The sequence below is a fragment of the Arachnia rubra genome (genome assembly GCF_019973735.1).
GTDB lineage: Bacteria > Actinomycetota > Actinomycetes > Propionibacteriales > Propionibacteriaceae > Arachnia > Arachnia rubra.
The window spans coordinates 114,783-134,804 of sequence record NZ_AP024463.1 but is presented as its reverse complement, the minus strand read 5'-3'; the positions used below and the strand labels follow the sequence as shown (position 1 = coordinate 134,804).

At 66.6% G+C, this 20,022-nt stretch carries 4 protein-coding genes; all 4 read right to left on the bottom strand.

The genetic code is table 11. The annotated features are described in order from the left end of the window. Positions 1–492: 492 nt before the first annotated feature. The 4 genes from SK1NUM_RS00435 to SK1NUM_RS00420 are packed head-to-tail and all read right to left on the bottom strand — an operon-like array spanning position 493 to position 20,020. Positions 493–1,248 carry a 4'-phosphopantetheinyl transferase family protein gene (locus tag SK1NUM_RS00435; RefSeq protein WP_212323946.1) on the bottom strand — a complete coding sequence of 252 codons (756 nt, stop codon included), beginning with the start codon at positions 1,246–1,248 and terminating at the stop codon, positions 493–495. Further along, entirely contained in the window at positions 1,245–10,874 is a 9,630-nt protein-coding gene (locus SK1NUM_RS00430) for a type I polyketide synthase (RefSeq protein ID WP_212323945.1), read from the bottom strand. Before SK1NUM_RS00430 ends, SK1NUM_RS00435 begins: the two co-directional genes overlap by 4 nt. A gap of 13 nt (positions 10,875–10,887) precedes the next feature. Continuing rightward, the gene (locus tag SK1NUM_RS00425; protein WP_212323944.1) at positions 10,888–15,552 is read right to left on the bottom strand and encodes a type I polyketide synthase; all 4,665 of its coding nucleotides are present in this window, start codon (positions 15,550–15,552) and stop codon (positions 10,888–10,890) included. A gap of 19 nt (positions 15,553–15,571) precedes the next feature. Beyond that, positions 15,572–20,020 carry a type I polyketide synthase gene (locus SK1NUM_RS00420; RefSeq protein ID WP_212323943.1) on the bottom strand — a complete coding sequence of 1,483 codons (4,449 nt, stop codon included), beginning with the start codon at positions 20,018–20,020 and terminating at the stop codon, positions 15,572–15,574. Positions 20,021–20,022 lie beyond the last annotated feature (2 nt).

The window sequence follows — 20,022 nt, the reverse complement described above, 5'->3', positions numbered from 1 at the left end:
CAAGCCGCCCTCACATCCCCCTCGGGTAAAGTGTTAGCTGGGGAAAGCCAAAACACCCCTATGAATAAGCCTCCGTATTGACTGTCCTCTCAGGTGACTCTTTGGGGGTAGCAGGGACCATCGAGTCGTCATCAGCCGACCAGAGCACTCCCTCGACGCGCCGCGGAACCCGGCACCACGTTCGGCTGGTGGCAGGTCACGGTCGGCGTCACCATCGTGATCCGCTACGCCGCCATAGTCGCGTGGGCCGGGTGGTGTCACGCGTCAGGTTTTTGGCAGGGTTGTTGTGTCAGTCTTGAAGGAAAATCTGAGCCTTGGAAAGATCACCAATCGTCTCTGACTGGGAAGAAGACTCGGATCGTATCGAGTGTGCTGACCGGCGAGATGACGATCGCCGAGGCGGCTCTCAAGGGATAGGATCAGCGAACAGTCGGCTGTTGGAAGGCCGACTTCCTCAAGGCTGTTAAGCGCACTAACGGCCGCTAGCCAGATTCAAAGGGGCCTTGGCCCAGACCGGCGAGGTCGGCTGCCGCTGAGCTGGCTCGCCGGATTAAGATCCCCTGCCACCACGCAAACGGCTGTCACTAGAGTCTCCTGCCCGACGGCCCATTTCCCCGTGACCGTGGACCAGGTCCCACAGGCCAAAGAAAGCGGGTGCCTGAGGAACGTGGCTCTGAACTCTCCTGTCCGGCCAAACCGGATCTGGACGTCCTCAAATCCCAGCCACGACCGTTGGCTCGGATACCAGGCCTTGTATACGGATTCTTTTGCGCTGAACAAGAGGCGCGGCCAGTGTATCTGCGGGTGCCGGCTGGACAGCAGCGAAAGTTCCACGCGCTCACGAGAGGTCGCGATATCGGCGACAAGCTCCGGCGGTAGCGCTTCGTGGGGCTCGGCGTCGATTCCGAGGGCAGCCACGAGTGTCACCCGCGCGACCGCCGCCGCACGATACCGGTGGCAATGAGTCATCGACCCGACGATCCCCTCCGGCCAAGGCGGTGCTCCCCGCTCCTCGGGGATCTGGCGGGGCCGGGGCAGTCCGAGCTGCGCGAGCGCATCGCGCGCGCACTCTCGGACGGTGCGGAACTCCGCTCGCCGCTTCGGCACGGAGGTTGCGATGTGCGACTCCTCCTCGGCATCGAGGCGCAGCGTCGGATCATCGTCCCGGCGTACTGCCGTGGCCACTGCCGAGGGCACAAGCGACGCGAGAACCTCCCCAACCGGCCTTGCAACGGCGATAGCAGTCATGATGCCTCTCCCAATTCATTGTCGAGCCATTCGAACAATTCCTCGTCGGTCTCCCTCCCCTCAAGACGCTCCTGCAACGCGGCCGCCACATCCCACAAGCTCGCCTCGAGCGCGGGGCTCAGCTCCTGTGTATCGGACCTCAGCCACTGGGCGAGCGCTTGAAGCTGGACCTTCCTTGGCTCACTACTGGCCGACACCGACGTGGCCTGCGGAAGTTTGGCTTCGACGAACTCGGCGATGTCCCGCACCGTCGGGTGATCGAACAGGAGCGTGGCCGGCAGCCGCAGCCCGGACAGTGCCGCGATGCGGTTGCGCAGCTCGACGGCAGTCAGCGAGTCGAAGCCGACATCGAGCAGCCCCCGGTCCGTAGGGAGACGATCGGGCTGCTGGTAGCCGAGTACCTCGGCGGCCGCAGCGCGGATCGCTCGCAGCACGATCAAGGAACGTTCCTCGCCAACGGCGTTGGCGACCTCGAGGACCAGACGCGGTTCATCTGTGGCCTCAGCTCCCGGCTCGGGGACCACGAGTCCGCGGAAGGCAGGCAGCAGAGTCCCCTGCCGCTGCGCAGTCCTCAACGCGCCCCGGGCGAGTCTGGTGAGAGCCAGCACCGGATGACCGGACCCGAGGGCGTCATCGAACAGCGTCTCGGCTGCCTGGGCGTCGAGGGGGGCGATGCCCGAGGAGGCGATCCTAGAGGCCCCCGCCTCGGTGATGGTGCTGGTCATACCGGAGATGGTGGCCCACAGACCCCACTCGTGAGACTGGACTCTCGTCACAGGGTCACTTGCCATGCGCGCGATGGCGTCCAGCATCGAGTTGGCGGCCGCGTAACTGCCCTGACCGGCTCCCCCAAGGACACCGGCAATGGACGAGACGAGGATGATGCGCTGCGCCGCGTGCCGACGGCCCGCCGCGACGAGGTTGGCCGCCCCGTCGATCTTCACCCGCAGCACCGCTGCAAGGCGCTCGGACGTGAGCTGTTCGATGACTCCATCGTCCAGGATACCGGCGGCGTGCACGATCCCCTGGATGGTCCCCAGCGGCTCGAAGACGGCATCGACGGGTCCAGGCTGGGTGACGTCACAGGCAAGCACGTCAACCCGCACGCCAGTCTCGGCGAGTTCATCGCGGAGCTGGGCCAGAACCGGGTCCGCAGGGCCACGCCGGGAGAGTAGAACGAGCCGTCCCGCGACTCCGCTGGCAACCAGGTGAACTCCAATAGTGCGGCCAACGACCCCGCCAGCACCCGAGATCACCCAAGTTCCAGCCTCAGCAGGAGTCTCCACCGGATCCGGTGAGAGCATCGCGATGCGCAGCGCCCTCACATCCCCTGCAGTAACAACCCGGAGCTTCGGCTCGTCCAGACACCCGAGGGCCAGCTGGATGTCGTCGGCGGCGCGGTCGCGATCGATGAGGCGGAACCGTCCCGGATGCTCGTTGATGGCCGAGCCCACGAGGCCCCAAACACTCGCGTGAGCCGGCTCACCATTGGCGCGACCATGGGCGCCTGTGGTCACGAATGCGAGCGTCGCGGCATCGGAGCGTCCGAGCCAAGCCTGCAGCAGCCGCAGTGCATTCGAAGCAGTCTCGAGCGCAGCGTCCGCCACGCTTAACACCTGGCTGGGGCGCCTCATGTGCACGACCACCGTCTCGTCATCTTGGAGCGGAGCCAGGCCCTCAAGCCGTGCGACCTGCTGGTCGATGTCGGCGTCCGCGCTGATCTCGGCCGCGGGGGCAACCCGAGCGGACGCCTCGACCGGCACCCAATCGGGGCCCATGAGGGGCAACCTGGAGCGTTTGGCGACACCCACGTCGCGCAGAACCAGCTCCCCAACACAGCCAACCTTGAGACCGGCCTCGTCCCTCAGCACCACCGAAACGCGATCCTGCCCCACCACGCGGGTCTCCGCGACCAGGGTGCCCCTGACCGGGTGGCACGTGACGTTCCTCCACACGAAGGGCACAGTGGCCCCAGCGAAGGCTGGCAGCTCGACGAACGCGAGGGCATGCAGCGCCGAGTCCAGCAGGGCTGGATGAACGACGTAGTCGCACTCCGATCCCGCCCCCGCAGCCAAAACGGACACGCTCCGCACGACACCCCCCTCTGCTTGCGCGACCTGCCGCAGTCCTCGGAAGCTGGCGCCGTGGTCGAAGCCACTCTCGGCGAGCTGCTCGTACAGGGAATCATGGTCAAGGGTGTGGATGGCCTCCAGGTTCGCCAGCGAATCCACCAACGGCGCCACCCGGCCAAGGACGCCGGAGGCGTGCTCCACCCATCCATCGACGCCGAGGGTGGAGACGGAGAAACTGAACTCGCCTGCAGTCGTCGGGGCCGCTACCCAGCGCAGGCTGGTGTGGTCCTCGTCTAGGACGAGCGGCGCCGACAAGGTGAGCTCGGCGATGCCCTCGCACCCCAGGCTCTGCGCGACCTCGAGGCCCAGCTCGATGTAGGCGGCGCCTGGAAGGATCGGCTCACCGCCAACGTGATGATCGAACAGCCACGGCAGATCGTGGCGGGCCAAATCGGCGGTAAACACGGTTTCCCCGCTCGGCAGGTCGACCCGGGCCCCCAGCATGCGACCCGAGACGGGGAGTACGCCGATTCCACGAACGTCCTTGCGATCACTGTCGAGCCAGAAGCTCTGGTGATCAAACGGGTAGGGCGGCACGACGCGGCGAGGCCACGCTCCGGGACCAAACCACACGTCCCAATCGACTCGGATACCACGCACCTCAAGGTGCGCCAGGGCGCGGACGAATCCCTCGTGCTGGGCATCGACATCGCCACGTTGCAATGGCAGCACGACCGCCTCTTCCGGGACGACCTCGGACACTTGGGAAGTCAGCACGGCCGAAGGTCCTACCTCAAGGTAGGTGTCGACGCCCCGTTCAACCAGCGAGCCGACGGCGTCCGCGAATCGGACACTCGACATCACCTGACACCCGAGGTAGTCCGCGTCGACCGCATCAATCGGCTCGCCCGTGACCGTCGAGATGATCGGAAGCTCGGGCTGGTGGAACGTCGCGGTCTGGGCGATGCGCACGAACTCATCGCGCATTGGCGCCATCATTGGGCTGTGGAAAGCGTGGCTCACCTTGAGGCGGCGGGTCCGCACCCCCTGAGCCGTGAGCTCATCGACAACGGCAGTCACCGCATCATTCGGTCCGGATAAAACAACGGAGGTAGGCCCGTTGACGGCGGCTAGAGCGACGTCCGGAACAGCCTCCAGGGCCTTCGTCACTCGATCTGCTGGGGCGTGAACGGCAACCATAATCCCGCCCTCCGGGAGCTCCGCCATGAGGTGGCCGCGGGCGGCCACAAGTCGGGCGGCGTCTTCAAGGGACAGCACGCCCGCAATGTGAAGAGCTGCGAACTCGCCGATGGAGTGCCCCACCAAGAATCTCGGGCGCACCCCGTAAGCCTCGAGTGCTCGGGCGCTGGCGACCTCATGAGCGAAAATCGCCGCCTGCGAACGATCCGTGTGATGCAGCATATCGCCCGTCGACATCGCGTCACACAAGTCGAAGGACACGTGGTGCCGCAGCACAGCAACGGTCTCGTCGAAAGCTTCGCGGAAAGCCCTGAGGTGCATCAGGCCGGAGCCCATGCCGGCGCGCTGCGAGCCCTGGCCGCTGAACACCCAGGCCAGCCCGCCGGAACCCGGTTCGCCAGAGACCAACCGGAGGTCGTTGTGTCCCTGCAGAGCCGCAGCCGCGGCCTCCCGCAGGTCGTTGGTGTCCTGGGCGAGCAGGACCGAGCGCCGCTCCCCAACCGCGTGCCGGGCAAGCGTCCGGGCTGTCGCATGCAGCGCAGGATCGTCCTGCAGCCGCGCGAGCTGCTCAAGCCGGGCACGATGACTACCTGCTGTGCTGCCCGCTGCCACCACGGGGATCGGCATCGTGGCCGGCGGCACCTCTTCAGGCTCGCACTCCGGCAGCGCCCCCGAGGGCGGATCGCCGATGAGGACATGCACATTGGTGCCGCTGATGCCGAATGACGATACCCCGGCGACCCGCCGCCCGTTCTTCGGCCACGGCACCGGTTCCTGGAGCAAATGCAGCGGCGTCTCATCCCAGTCAATGTACGGGCTGGGCTCCTCGGCGTGCAGGGTGCGGGGCAACCGCTCGTGGCTCAGCGCCAAAAGCACCTTGATGATGGACAAGAGGCCCGAGGCTGCCTGGGTGTGTCCGAGATTGGATTTGAGCGAGCCGAGCCACAGCGGGGCCTGGCGTTGCGCACCATAGACGGCCGTCAGGGCGGACGCCTCAATGGGATCACCCAGCTCAGTGCCGGTCCCGTGCGCCTCAATCGCCTGCACCTCGGACGTCGCTACACCGGCATCCTCGAGCGCTTTGCGAATCACAGCAGCCTGGGCGGTGCCGCTGGGGGCAGTGAGCCCGTTCGAGGCCCCATCCTGGTTCATGGCGATGCCCACGATGGTGCCGAGCACCGGGTGCCCAGCCGCGAGAGCAGCCGACAGCGGCTCGATGAGGATGACACCGACGCCTTCGGCCCATCCAGCTCCGGCTGCTTCGGCGGAGAAGGCGCGGCAGCGACCATCCTCAGAACCGGCCCTCTGCCGGGAGAACTCGATAAAAGTGGTCATGGTCGACATGACGGTGACACCCCCCACCAGAGCAGCACTGCAGGTACCGTCACGCAGCGACTGACAGGCGACGGTGAGTGCGGCCAGAGAGGATGAGCAGGCCGTGTCGATCGTCAGCGCTGGCCCCGTCAGCCCGAAGACATAGGCCACACGCCCGGAGGCGACGCTGCTGGCGCTGCCAAGGGCGAGGTAGCCCTCGTGCTCTGCGGAGGGAGCCGTGATGCGGGAGCCGTAGTCGTTGTAGCTGGCCCCGAGGAAGACCCCGGTGTCCGTGCCACGCAGCTCGGCCGGCGCGATACCAGCCGATTCGATGGCCTCCCATGAAGCCTCAAGCAGCAGCCGCTGCTGCGGATCCATGGTGATGGCCTCGCGCGGCGAGATGCCGAAGAACTCCGCGTCGAACTCCTCGGGGTGTGTGAGGAACGAGCCGCCACGGGCGTTGAACGTCCCCGCCACGCTCGTGTCGGCGCTGAAACGGCTGAGATCCCAACCACGATTGGTCGGCAATGGTCCGACAACCTCACCACCCTCATCGAGTAGGCGCCACAGCCCCTCGGGCGAGTCGATATCGCCCGGTAGGCGGCAGGCCATGCCCACCACGGCCAGGGGTTCGCTCTCACGGAGGCGCCCAACGTGCGCAGATTCGGATGTTGTTGGGTCGTCAGTGACCCCAAGTTCGCGGGCCAGATGCAGGGCGACAGCGCTGGCACTCGGATGATCGAACATGCTTGCGACCGACAGCTTCACCCCAGTGGCCTGGGTCAGGCGGCGCCTTAGGTCGACCACGGTGACGGAGTCGAACCCGAGGTCCCGGAAGGCCCGCTCCACATCTAGTTCGGAAGAGTCGCGATGCCCGAGGACCTCGGCGGCCTGCTCACGGACCAGGCGCAGAAGGGCCTCTGGGCTCCACTGGCCGATAGGGGCAACGGAGGCCTGGCTCGGTACGAGATCGCTGAGCGTGGCCGACGACGGCCCGGCGGCCGCCACGGCGGCCCAATCCACCCTGGCCACCACGGTATGAGCCGCAGAATCCTGGATGAGTGCACCGACAACGCGCACGGCTTCGTCCTTACTCACCGGCGCGATTCCGGTGACAGCAAGACGCCGGAGCGCTTCTTCATCCGCCAGGCCTCCGCCGGCCACGGCGCCCCAGGCGATGGCCGTTCCCGGCAGACCAGCTTCGCGGCGCGCCGCGATCACGGCATCAACGGCGCTGTTGGCGGCAGCATAGTTACCTTGGCCGGGCCCACCGAGGGTTCCGGCCATGGAAGAGAACACGACAAATGCTTGCAGGTCATGATCGCGTGTTGCGCGGTCAAGGTTAATCGCCCCCGCAGCCTTGGCAGCCAACACGGTGTCGAGACGTTCGCTCGTCAGATTCCCGATGAGAGCATCATCGAGCACTCCGGCGGTACTGAAAACGGCCCTCAGGCCTTCGATCGAGGCCACGAGCTGCTCCACAGCACTGGCATCGGCAATGTCACAGGCACGCACCTCGACGTCGGCACCCCGGGTCTCGATGTCAGCGATGAGCTCTGCCACGCCCGGGCTGGCGTTGCCGCGCCGAGAGGCCAATACCACACGTGTCGCACCAACGCTGGGCAACCATCGGGCAAGCTCTGCCCCAAGCCCGGAGGTGCCACCGACCACGAGCGCCGTCCCGGACAGGCGCGGATCGCCGTCGGCCTCAAGCACTGCCCGCGCCAGGCGGCGCACTCGCAACCGGTCACCGTGGAGGAGGAGTTGGTCCTCGCCGGGGAGCGCCCCACCAAGAACCGCCCCTAGCCGCACGGCTTCGTAGGCGCCAGGCTCGGGTCCGAGATCGATGATGCCGCCCGAGCCTGGACGCTCGGCAAGCGCGATCCTCACGAGACCCCAGATGGCGGCCTGGCCGGAGTCCGGGACCTGGCCATCAATGGCGACGCCGCCGCTCGTGATGTGCCACACACTCACGCCCAGCCGCTCCGCCACTTGCAGCAGCGCCAGGGTGAGGGTGAGGCCGGTAGTCCGTCCAGACTCGTGGACCGGCCGCGAGTCAACGCCGAGGAGCGAGACGATGCGCGCGGCATCGGTCTCGGCGAGCATCGACACTAGGTCGTCGGCCTCGGTCCCGGCCGGGATCACCAGGGGCTGCGCCCCGGTGGCAGACCGCACGCGGTTGACCAGCCCCTCGGGGACGCCAGACTCGGGAACCAGCAGCGTCCAAGAGTCGCCAACCCCGCCGATGGGCTCCGGGGCGAATACCCAATCAACCCGGTATATGAGTTCGTCGAGGGTCGCGTCGATTGTTCCTCGCGTGATCGCACGTGAACGGCTGGGCAGCCAGTAGGACTGGCGATCGAAGGCGTAGGTCGGGAGTTCCCTGACTAGGTGCCCACCCCCGAGCAGCACGCGCCAGTCGACGTCGCTACCGGTCACGAACATCCCGGCGACCGCCATGGCCATGCCGAGCGCGCCGGGACAGTTCCGGCGCAGTGTCTCCTGCACCGTCACCGGGGGGTGGGCGTCCACGCCGTCGAGGACGCCGAGCAGCACAGGATGGACGCTGCACTCCACGAATCTCGAGTAGCCGTCGGCAAGGGCAGCCTGCACGGCCAAGTCCAACCGGACCGGCGAGCGCAGGTTCTCATACCAGTACACCCCATCAAGGCTTGTGCCCTCGATGGTTCGTCCGTACACCGTTGAGTACATGGGAATGTTTCCATCATTAGGTCGAACATCGGCCAGCTCGGCGCACAAGCTCGCCCGCAGCGGCTCCATGTGCGCGGAATGGGAGGCGTAGTCGACATTGATCCGGCAGGCCTCGACGCCCCGTCGAGCACATTCATCGACGAATTGGTCCAGGCTGGCAACAGCCCCAGAGACCACTATGGACTCCGGACTGTTGTGAGCGGCGATGCTCACATCGCCCTCGAGCGCACCGAGAATCTCCCGGGTGTCGGCTTCGCCGGCTCGCACTGAGACCATGCCACCCTGGCCAGAAACCAACCGGAGCATCTGCGCCCGCTGCGCGACGACACGGGCGGCGTCCTCGAGGCTGAGATGGCCGGCGACCGCGGCGGCTGCAATCTCACCCTGGCTGTGTCCCACGACTGCCCCGGGGGCTAAGCCGAGGTGACGCCAGAGCTGAGCGAGCGCCACCATGGAAGCCCACAGGGTCGGCTGAACGACGTCGACCCGGCTGAGCCAGTCGCCGCTGCCGGACAGCACGATGTCGATGAGGTCCCAGTCGACATAAGGGGTCAGCGCGTCCCCGCAGTCCCGTAGCGCTGCCGCGAAGACCGGCGACTCCTGGTACAGGCGCTTGGCCATGCCGACGAACTGCGAGCCCTGACCCGGGAACAGGAAGACCGGCTCGTTCGATCCGGGACGCACACGCCCAACGAGCGTGGTCTCCGTCGATGATCCGGTGCTCAGTCCTTCGAGCCCGGCGAGGAGATCATCGCGCCCCTCGCCGATGATGATGGCGCGATGCTCGTGGTGCTGGCGCGCCACGGCGAGAGTCCAGGCGATGTCACGCACGTCTGCCTCGGGGTGGCTGTTCAGCCAGGCCGCGAGACGCCCTGCCTGCAGCGCGAGGGCGCGGGGGCTCCGTGCAGACAACGGCCATAACATCACACCGAGGGCGGGCTTGCCCACCTCATCGGCTGCGCCCAGGTCGGCCGGGGCTTGTTCGACGATCATGTGAATGTTGGTGCCGCTCAGGCCGAAGGCCGAGACTCCGATGCGGTGCGGTTCCTCCTGTTCGGGCAGAGGGCGCGGGGTGACGAGCGGCCGGACCCCACCGCTCTCCCAGTCAATGAATGGGGAGGGTGGGCAACAGTGCAGGCTCGCCGGCAGTTCGCTGTGCCTCAGGGCCTCCACCGACTTGATGAGCCCGCCGACGCCGGCAGCAGCCTGGGAGTGCCCGATGTTGGACTTGAGCGACCCGATCCACAACGGATGCTCGGCGCTGCGTCCCTGTCCGTAGGTTTCGAGGAGCGCGTTACCTTCAATGGGGTCGCCCAGGCGGGTGCCGGTGCCGTGCGTCTCGACGGCATCGACCTGTTTAGGAATCAGGCCGCTGGAGGTGAGAGCCGCCTGGATCACTTCGCGCTGGGCAGGGCCGCTGGGGGCGGAGATACCATTGGAGGCGCCGTCCTGGTTGGCAGCGGAACCGCGAATCACGGCGAGGACCGGGTGTCCTTCGCTTCGCGCACGCGAGAGTTTTTCGAGTAGGACCAGACCGACGCCCTCCCCGAGGCCCATGCCGTCGGCATCCGCGCCGAAGGCCTTGCAACGCCCATCGGGAGCCACCCCGTCTTGCCGGGCGAACCCGACCAGCGAGATGGGGGCAGTCATGACTGCGGCGCCACCAGCGAAGGCTAGGTCACACTCGCCTGATCGCAGGGATGCCACGGCCAGGTGGACGGCGGTAAGCGAAGAGGAGCAGGCGGTGTCGATGGTGAGGGCAGGTCCGTGAAGCCCGAGCACGTAGGCGATGCGCCCAGACATGATGCTCGTGGACATGCCAGCGACGAGGGGACCTTGGATCTCAGAGGGCGCCTCGTACCAGTCTTGACCATAGCCTTGGTAGGCAGAACCGATGAAGACCCCGGTGGATGATTCGGCCAGATCCTCGGGCTTGATGCACGCTCGTTCGAGAGTCTCCCAGGCGACCTCCAGCAAGAGTCTGTGCTGGGGGTCGGTGGCCATCGCCTCGTACGGGGACATGTTGAAGAAGCCCGCGTCGAAAGCATCCGCGTCACGCAGAAAGCCGCCCCGCAACGGAAGGTCGGTCTCACCGGACAGGTCCCATCCACGGCCCGAGGGGAGCGTCCCGGTGACGTCGCGGCCGTTCGAGACCACATCCCACAGGTCCTCTGAGGAGGCGATGCCGCCAGGGTAGCGGCAACCCATCGACACGACGGCGATGGGCTCAGTCCGGGCTGCCTCGACGGCCCGCAGGGACTGGCTCAAACGGTCTCGGTCCTTGAGTGAGGTGCGAAGTGCTTCGAGTATCTGGTTCTCGTTCATCATGTGCTCCAACTGGTCAGGCAGAGGCGAAAGCGTGTTGTATGAGGGCGGCAGCGTCCAGGTCGTCGATGTCGGTCGCCGGTTCAGGGGTGGCGGCAAGGAGCCGCGTGACAGTGTTATAGACATCAAGAGCGCGGATGGTCTCAGGCGAATATGCGGACAGCAGGGTGAGGATGCGCTGCACCTCCGGATTGGCCGCACCAGAGCCAGCGTCGTCCAGATCAGGAACCGTCAAGGTGAGCAACTCCTCCACGAGCCGCGCGGGCGTCGGATGGTCAAACACCAGGGTCACGGGAAGTCGAACGCCGAGCACCTCTTGAAGGCGCTTGCGCAGCTCCACCGCAGTGAGGGAATCAAAACCGAGCTCGCGGAAGGGCCGCTGAGGATCGAGTTCGGTGGAGGTGAGTTTCAAGACGGCAGCCACCTGTTCACCCAGGACGCGCCGCAGACGGGGTAGTGCTTGGTCCCTGGGCAGCCGCGAAAGCTGGTCGCGAACGTCATTTGTCGACCCAGCAAGCGCCGCATCATCGGTTCCCTCGGCGAAGTCCTCGAGGAGAGGGCAGGAACGCTGAGCACTGAAAACAGGCACGAAACGTTCCCACTCGACGCGGGCCAGGATCTCATGGGGCTCTCCGTCAGAGAGGACGTCGCGCAAGGCTTCGAGCGCCGTTGTCGGGTCCATGAACGGGACACCGCGTCCGCTGAGGAGCTCCTCAGCGAGGTTATCCGCCATCCCGCCTCCGTGGCGGGGATCCCAGATACCCCACCCGAGCGAGATGCTCGGGAGGCCCTGGGCCTGGCGGGCTGCGGCCAGGCCGTCGAGCCACGCGTTGGCTGCAGAATAGGCGCCGTGCTCCGCGCTCCCCCAGGCCGCCGAAATCGACGAGAACAACACCAAAGGCACTGTCGGATCCGTCAGCGACGCGTGAAGAGCCTGGGCGCCAGCCACCTTCGCGTGCAAGGTGACCTCGAATGCCTCAGGGGTGACGTCGTCAAGGCAGTCCAGAGTGCCTCCGCCTGCGAGATGCCAGGCGCTGGTGATCGGATGCCCGGCGGCACGCTCAGCTTCAAGGACATGCGTCAGGAGGTTTACATCCCCGGCATCACCAGACACGCATTCCACCACCGTGCCGAGTTCGGCAAGCTCGGCGATCAGGTCGGCTGCCGCGGGGGCGTCGGGGCCTCGCCGCGACAGCGTCACGATCCGGGAGACTCCCTGCTGGGACAGCCAGCGTGCCACCTGGCGTCCGATCGCGCCGGTTCCGCCGACGATCAGGGCCGTGCCAGAAAGGTCCCAGAACCTCCCCCGGTGCTCGCCAGCGCGGCTTTCGATCCGGCGGGCCACTAGACCACGTCGGGTCAAAGCAACCTGGTCCTCGAACGAGCCGAGGACCTCGGCCAGCCCAGCCAGGTCCTCAGAGCTGGCGTCCGCGGTCACGTCCACAAGTCCGCCCCAGCGCGACGGCGCCTCGAGCGCGGCAACGCGGCCCAGACCCCACACAGCGTGGGCGAGCGCCACCTGCTCGGCGGCGGCACCAGCCTCGGGATGGACGCCGCTGGTGATAGCCCAGAGCCGGGCGTTGGGCAAGATATCGATCGCGCGCAGGAGGCACACGAGGGACCAGAGGACGCGCCCGGGGCTTTCTACTGGGGCCCAGGTCGTCACTGTGATCACACCGGAGGCCACTAAACTGCACGACTTGAGCCGAGCACGCAGGGCTTCGGGGTCCTGGACCTCGTCAGCCTCGACACGCAGGATTCGGGCCTGGACACCACGTCGTCCGAGCGCATCACGCACCGTCTCAGCCCGGTCGACGCGACGGGCGTCGGTGACGATGATCCAGTCCCCTTCAGCTGAGTCGACGACGCAGGTCGGCCGCCACGTCACCCCGTAGCGGAGTTCTTGGGCGGGGGCACCGGAGCGACGCACGCTGTGATCGGGCATCAGCCAATAATGTTGATGTTGGAAAGCATAGGTGGGGAGATCGACCAGCTTCGCCGGACCGGTGAGAGCCGACCAATCGACCTCGAGGCCGGTGCAGGTAAGCCGCCCAACAGACCTCAGGAAGTCGTCGGCATCGCCCTCGCCGCGATGCAGGCTGGGGACAGCCTCACCTACCCGATCACCGATGATGCCCTCGAGAGCTTCACAGAGCACGGGGTGGGGGCTCACTTCCACGAAGACAACGGGCCCATCGTCCATCAGGCGCGCGACGGTCTCGCCGAAACGCACCGGCTCACACAGGTTGGACACCCAATAGCTGGCATCGAGGGACGATCCTTCTTGGCGGGCAGCGGTGACGCACGAATGGAAGGCGATCTCGCAGCTCGTCGGGCTGACCCATTCGAGGGCGGCCGCGAGTCGATCGGACAAGCTGCGCATGGCCGGGGTGTGCGACGCATAATCGACCTGCACGGCGCGGGACCAGATACCCGCTTGGTCGAGGTCGACGATGAAACTCTGGAGCTTCCCGAAATCGCCGGCGACAACACAGGAGCTGGGACCGTTGTCCACGGCAAGGTACAGCCCCTCCCAGCGCGGCTCGCCCAGCCGGTCCCGCAGCTCGTCAGCAGGGGCGGCGATCGCTAGCATCCCACCACCGGGCATCAGTTGGCTGATGGCGACGCAACGTTCTTGGACGATCCGCACACCCTCATCCAGGGTGATCGCGCCAGCCACAACGGCGGCTGCGATCTCGCCTTGACTGTGCCCGACCACCACATCCGGGTGCACGCCAACCGCGCCCCAGAGGCCCGCGAGCGAGACCATGACGGTAAATAGGGAGATCTGGACCCGGTCGACGTGGTGGAGCCAGGCGTCATCGTCGCTGCTGATGAGGTCGAGCACCGACCAACCGACGGCGGCCCGCACCACCCGGTCGCAGCGCTGCATTTCGCGCTCGAACGCCGGTGAGGAGGCGAGCAGGCCGCGGGCCATGCCCATCCACTGCGATCCCTGCCCGGGAAAGACAAAGGCGATGCGCGGCCGCGGGCGCAGCGTACGTCCGAGGTTCACGTTCCGACTAGGAAGCCCCTGAGCCAGGGCGTCGAGCGCCTCGAGTACCCCGTCGGTGTCCTGGCCAGTCACGGAGGCATTGTTGGTCATGCGTGCACGAGAGGCCGATAGCGAAGCCGCCACATCGGCACAGGCAGCACCGGACCGTACCAGCGCGGCCAGCCGCTCAGCCTGCGTCCGTAGGGCTGGTTCGGAGCGTCCGCTGAGGCTCAGGATGTGGCCTAAAACCTCCTTCGGCCGATCCGTGAACTCCTTCGCCGGCGCATCCGCCTCCTCGAGGATGACGTGGGCGTTGGTGCCGCTGGCTCCGAAGGCGCTCACCGCAGCGCGGCGAGGGGCGCCATCGGTCAGCCACGAGCGGTTCTCGGTAAGGAGCTCAACCCCCCCGGCAGACCAGTCGACCTTAGTGGTCGGCTGGGAGACGTGGATGGTGCGGGGCATGAGTCGATGACGCATCGCCATGACCACCTTGATGACGCCGATGACGCCCGCAGCGGAGGCTGCATGCCCCAGGTTCGACTTCGAGGAACCTAGCCACGCGGGCTTGCCCGCCGCGCGCTGGGAACCGTAGGTACTGAGAAGCGCCTGGGCTTCGATGGGGTCACCGAGCAAGGTGCCCGTCCCGTGGGCCTCGATCATGTCGATACGAGCGGCGTCGAGCCGCGCAGCTTTGAGGGCCTTGCGGATGAGACGCTCCTGAGCCGGTCCGCTGGGCGCAGTGAGACCGTTGGAGGCCCCATCCTGGTTGACGGCGCTGCCGCGGACCACAGCGAGCACTGGGTGGCCTTTACTCAGCGCGTCGCTGAGCCGCTCGGCAACGACAACTCCGACGGCCTCCGCCCAACCGGTACCGTCCGCGTCGTCAGAGAAGGCCTTGCAGCGGCCGTCCCGGGCTAGGCCACGCTGGCGGCTGAACTCAGTGTAGCCCTCGGGCGTCGACAGCACCGCGGTGCCAGCCACGACAGCCATCTCGCAGTCCCCAGAGCGCAGCGCTGTGCAGGCCTCGTGCAGCGCCACCAGCGACGACGAACACATGGTGTCAAGGGTGACGGCAGGCCCATGCCAGTCCATCAGGTAGGAGATCCGTCCTGCGGCGACGGCCCCAGACCGCCCGAGCATGAGGTTGCCTTCAGCATCAGCCGGGAAATCATGGATCATGCGTCCGTAGTCGAACGTCGTGGCTCCCAGGAAGATGCCCGTGTCGCTGCCTCGCAGCGCCGACGGGGCGATCCTCGCCCGCTCAATCGCCTCCCAGGTGACTTCGAGGAGGAGACGCTGCTGCGGATCCATCGCCGCGGCCTCACGAGGAGAGATGCCGAAAAACTCAGCATCGAATCCGGCAACATCCTGCAGGAAGGATCCCGCCGTGGTGTAGGTGCTGAAAGGCCGTTCACCACTGGGATCGAACAGGGCGGACGGGCTCCAGCCCCGGTCACTCGGCATGCTGCCCATAAGATCGCGTCCATCCACAAGTGCCTCCCAGAACGCCTCCGGGGTGTCGAGGCCCTCGGGCAGGCGACAGGCCATAGAGATGATGGCGACGGGCTCCGAGTCTCGGCGCTCCCGGTCGGCCAAGGCGGCTCGGGTCGCTTTCAGGTCGCCCATGGCCCTTTCCAGATAAGCTCGCAGCTTGGTCTCAGTGTCAGTGGCGTGCCGGTCAGTCATGAATCGCTCCTCGTGGGTGTCAGATGCTCCCCAATTCCGCGTCGAGCGCCGCGAACAGGTCCTCATCAGTGGTGGGCAGGTGGGTGGTGCCATCGTCTCGGGCAGTCCAGGCCGTCAACAGCGTGCGCAGTCGGACGAGAGCGGCCTGCCTCGCGGTATTGCTGGAATCCATGTCGCCTAGGAGGTGTTCCAGGTGATCCACGAGGTCCTCCAGCTCCGAACCGTCGTCGACGATCGGCACCAGGAGGTCGAGCAGGTAGGTGGTCAGCAGGGCGGGCGTCGGATGGTCGAAAGCCACGGTGACAGGGAGCCGAAGCCCGACAGCGGCAGCGAGTCGATTGCGAAGCTGCACCGCGGTCAACGAGTCGAGGCCCAGATCCTTGAACGAGACGGCATCATCCACCGCCGCCTCGCCCATGGCGAGGACACGGGCCACGACACCCCGCACTACGGAGTCAAGACGACGATGAGCCTCGTCGCGCGGCATCTGGGACAGGTTCAGCATCAGGGGCGCAGCGGTGCTGGCCTCGTCCGTCGAAACGCTCAGTCCGAGGTCCGCAAGGGAACGGACACGGCCGGATGCGGCCACGGCAGCCGGGTTCAGTTCCGCCCAGATCTGGTGGGTTTGCGGACTAGTGAAAGCGGACAACAAGGCTTCGACAGCTGAGTCGAGGGTCCATGGCGTGAACCCGAGGCGCCGCAGAACGTCATCCTCAGCTGGGGACCAACTGATGCCCCCCAAGGCAACCGATCGGGTCGGTGCCCCTCGCCCCGCGCGGCGCATGGCCACGGCATCGACCGCAGCGGCGGCTGCCGACCAGGCTGCCTGACCTGCCACACCGAGGGTTCCGGGAAGCCCGGAAGTAATGAGCAGAGGGACGCTAGGTTCCAGGACAGAGTCGATCGCCTCAGCCACGCCCAGCTTGGCGTCCAGGACCGAGGCGAGTCCCTCCGCGCTCAGGCGAGCGATCGGCTCGTCGGCGACGTGACCGGCAGCATGCACGACAAGCCCAACGGGAGTGCTCTCTTCGGCCAGGACTCGGCGCAGCAAGGCGGGATCCGCCGCGTCGCCGCACACCAGCGTGACATCGCTCCCTAGGCTCCGCAGGTCATCCAGCAGGTCGGTGGCCTCACCTCGGGCCACGAGAACGATCTTGCGAGCATCCCGTGCCGCCAAGGCGCGGGCGATCGCTGACCCGACCCGACCAAGCCCGCCCAGGATCACGGTCGTTCCACCGGGGATGGTGTCCTCACTGACCCGCCGTGATTCGTCGACGAGGTGGCGCCGCGACAGCGCACCCTCTGCGACCGCCCAGCAGCCGGACTCGTCACCCATCAGGCACCCGGCTGCGGCGTCCAACGGCGCCTCTGCGGTGTCGAGGTCAACAGCGATGACGGTACGGTCGGGCTCCTCAGCAGCGAAGGAACCAACACATCCCATGACGGCAGCCTGGGCGGGTTCTCGGTCGATGGCGCCGCGCGTGAGCAGGGCGAGGGTGGTGGAGCCACCGCTCTGCTGGAGGCCCCTCAGGACATCCGTGGTGGCCAGAACGGCCGTTCCTGCATCAGTCAGGGGCGCAACTACGATCACACGGTCGACCTCAGCCACATCAGCATCTCTCAGACGCGTGACCTCCGCGATGCCCAGGTGAGCCGCAACCTTCGCAGCCAACTCATCATCGGGGTCGCCGAGGAGCAGAGTGTTCTCCGCTGACGCGGCAGCTCGCGGCGCCAGGGCAGCCCGCCACGCCACCGTCAGCCCGGGCATCATAGATTCGTTGGGGGCACTAACAGCCTGGTACCAGAACGGGGTGTTCTGGAAAGGATAGGGCGGCAGCGACACGATCTGACCCCCGGGTCGCAGCAACGAGTCGCGATCGACATGAGCGCCGCGCACCCACGCGTTAGCCGCAGACCACACGAACGTGCCGACACCGGGCAGGTCCCGCTGCAGAGTCGACACCGAGTATGCCTCGCTGCCGTCGAGAGCAACGTCCAGCGGGTAGGTCAGCACCGGATGTGGGCTCACCTCGATGAAAAGACGGTGGCCGTTGCGCAGTGCCGCCTCAACGGCGAGGTCGAGCCGCACCGTCGAGCGCAAGTTGTCGAACCAGTAGTCCGCTGCCAGGGACTCACATACAAGATCACCAGTGACGGTGGAGTACCAGCTGCAGATCGGTTCGCCGATGGGGCTCGATGGCGCGGCCGCGAGAATCTCGGCCTCCAATTCGTCGACCTGGGGCGAGTGAGAGGCGTAGTCGACGTCGATGACCCGGCATCGGATCCCCGAGCGCTCCGCGGCTTCAGCTGCCAACGCGAGGGGCTCCCGACCCCCCGCCACGACCGTGACACCGGGACCGTTAATGACGGCCACCGATATCTGGTCTGCCCATGGGAGGATAAGTTTCTCGGCATGCTGCACATCGGTGAGAAGGCTCAGCATGCCGCCGCTACCCGAGATGCGCCGCAAGAGGCGGCTGCGCAGCGCGACGAGGCGCGCTCCTGCCTCGAGCGTCAGGTGGCCTGACACGACGGCCGCGGCTATCTCTCCCTGAGAGTGACCGATGACGGCTGCGGGCTCGACGCCGTGCGCACGCCACAACGCAGCCAGGGACACCATTACAGCCCACAGCACCGGCTGCACGACATCCACGGGGGCAAGGACGTTCGGATCCTCAGCTGAGGCGAGCAGCACCTGGCGGACGGAGTAGTCGACGTACGGCGCCAGGGCGCAGTCGCACGCGTCGAGCTGCTCGGCGAAGCTGGGCTCCTCGGCGAGAAGATCCACGGTCATTCCCGGCCATTGCGAGCCTTGTCCGGGGAAGACCATGACCGGGCGGGGATCTTCGGAAACGCATCCGACGACAACCCCAACGCCAGTCTCTCCATCGGTCTCTTGCAGAGCCTCGACGACGCTGTTTTCCGCGAGGACCGCAAGCCTCGAGGGCAGCGCGGCCCGGCGGGCCAGCGTCGTCTCGACATCCAGGCTGGATATTCCGGCAGCCGCCTCCGCGAAACGGTTACACACTGCGTTGAGCGCCTCCGGCCCGGCCGCACTCACCATAAGCACGCCGGTGCCATCTGAAACACCGATGCGCTCAGGGGCAGGTGGTGCCTCCTCGAGAATGACGTGCGCGTTGGTGCCGCCGACGCCGAACGCGGACACACCCGCGCGGCGGGGTCGTTCTGGATCCATCTTCCAGGGCTGCTCCTCCTGGAGTAGCCGGACGCTCCCAGCGTCCCAATCGGCTTCAGAGGTCGGGTGCTCAGCGTGGAGAGTCCGAGGCAGGGTTTCGTGGCGCAGCGCCTCAACCATCTTGATGAGCCCGCCCGTCCCAGAGGCCGCTTGCGTATGGGCGGTGTTGGACTTCAGCGACCCCAGCCACAGGGGCGCGCTGCGAGTGCGGAAGACATCGAGGAGTGCGTTGACCTCTACCGGGTCGCCGAGCCGGGTCCCCGTGCCGTGTCCCTCGATGGCATCAATGTCGTCGGGACCCAAGCCCGCGGCCTTCATCGCCTCACGGATGACGGCCCGCTGGGCCTGCCCATTGGGCGCCGTGAGACCGTTGGCTGCCCCGCCATGGTTCCACGCAGAACCCTTCACAACGGCAAGGACGGGATGCCCAGCTTCGCGGGCAGTAGACAGCCGCTCAAGAGCCACCATGGTGACCGCCTCACCCCAACCGGTCCCATCAGCCTCGTCGGCGAACGCCCGGCAACGGCCGTCACTGGACAAACCACCCTGTCTCTGGAACTCCACGAAAATTCCAGGGGTTGCCATGACCGTAGCCCCACCCGCCAGGGCCAGATTGCATTCGCCGCTACGTAGCCCCACCGCTGCCAGATGGACGGCGACGAGCGCCGACGAGCAGGCGGTGTCGAGGGTGATCGACGGCCCGTGGACGCCGAGGGTATAGCTGATGCGTCCGGATAGCACCGAGGGTACGGTGCCAACCATAAGATGACCGGCCACGTCGTCGTTTGCGAAAACAGGGTCACCACCATATTGAAAGGACGTGGCTCCCATGTAGACACCAACCTTGGCGCCCTTAAGGTTCACGGGGTCAACACCCGCCGATTCGAGCGTCTCCCAGGCCACCTCGAGGCTGATGCGCTGTTGGGGGTCCATCGCCAACGCCTCACGCCCGGAGATTTTGAAGAAACGATTGTCGAATCCGGCGGCGTCTTCGAGAAACGCCCCGCAGCGCGGGACTGTGCCGTTCTCGCACTCAGGTAAATCAGGCCATCCGCGGTCAGTTGGGAAATCACCGACGAGATCCCGCCCCATGGCCACCGCTTCCCACAGGCCGTCAGGCGTGGCGATGCCACCAGGGTAGCGACACCCCATACCGACGATGACCACAGGATCCTCGCCCCGAAGAACCTGAAGCTCGCGGCGAGCATCGACGAGGTCGGAGGTTAGTTTGCGGAGGTACTCCACGAGTTTGGCGGAATCAGGCTGGTTCATGG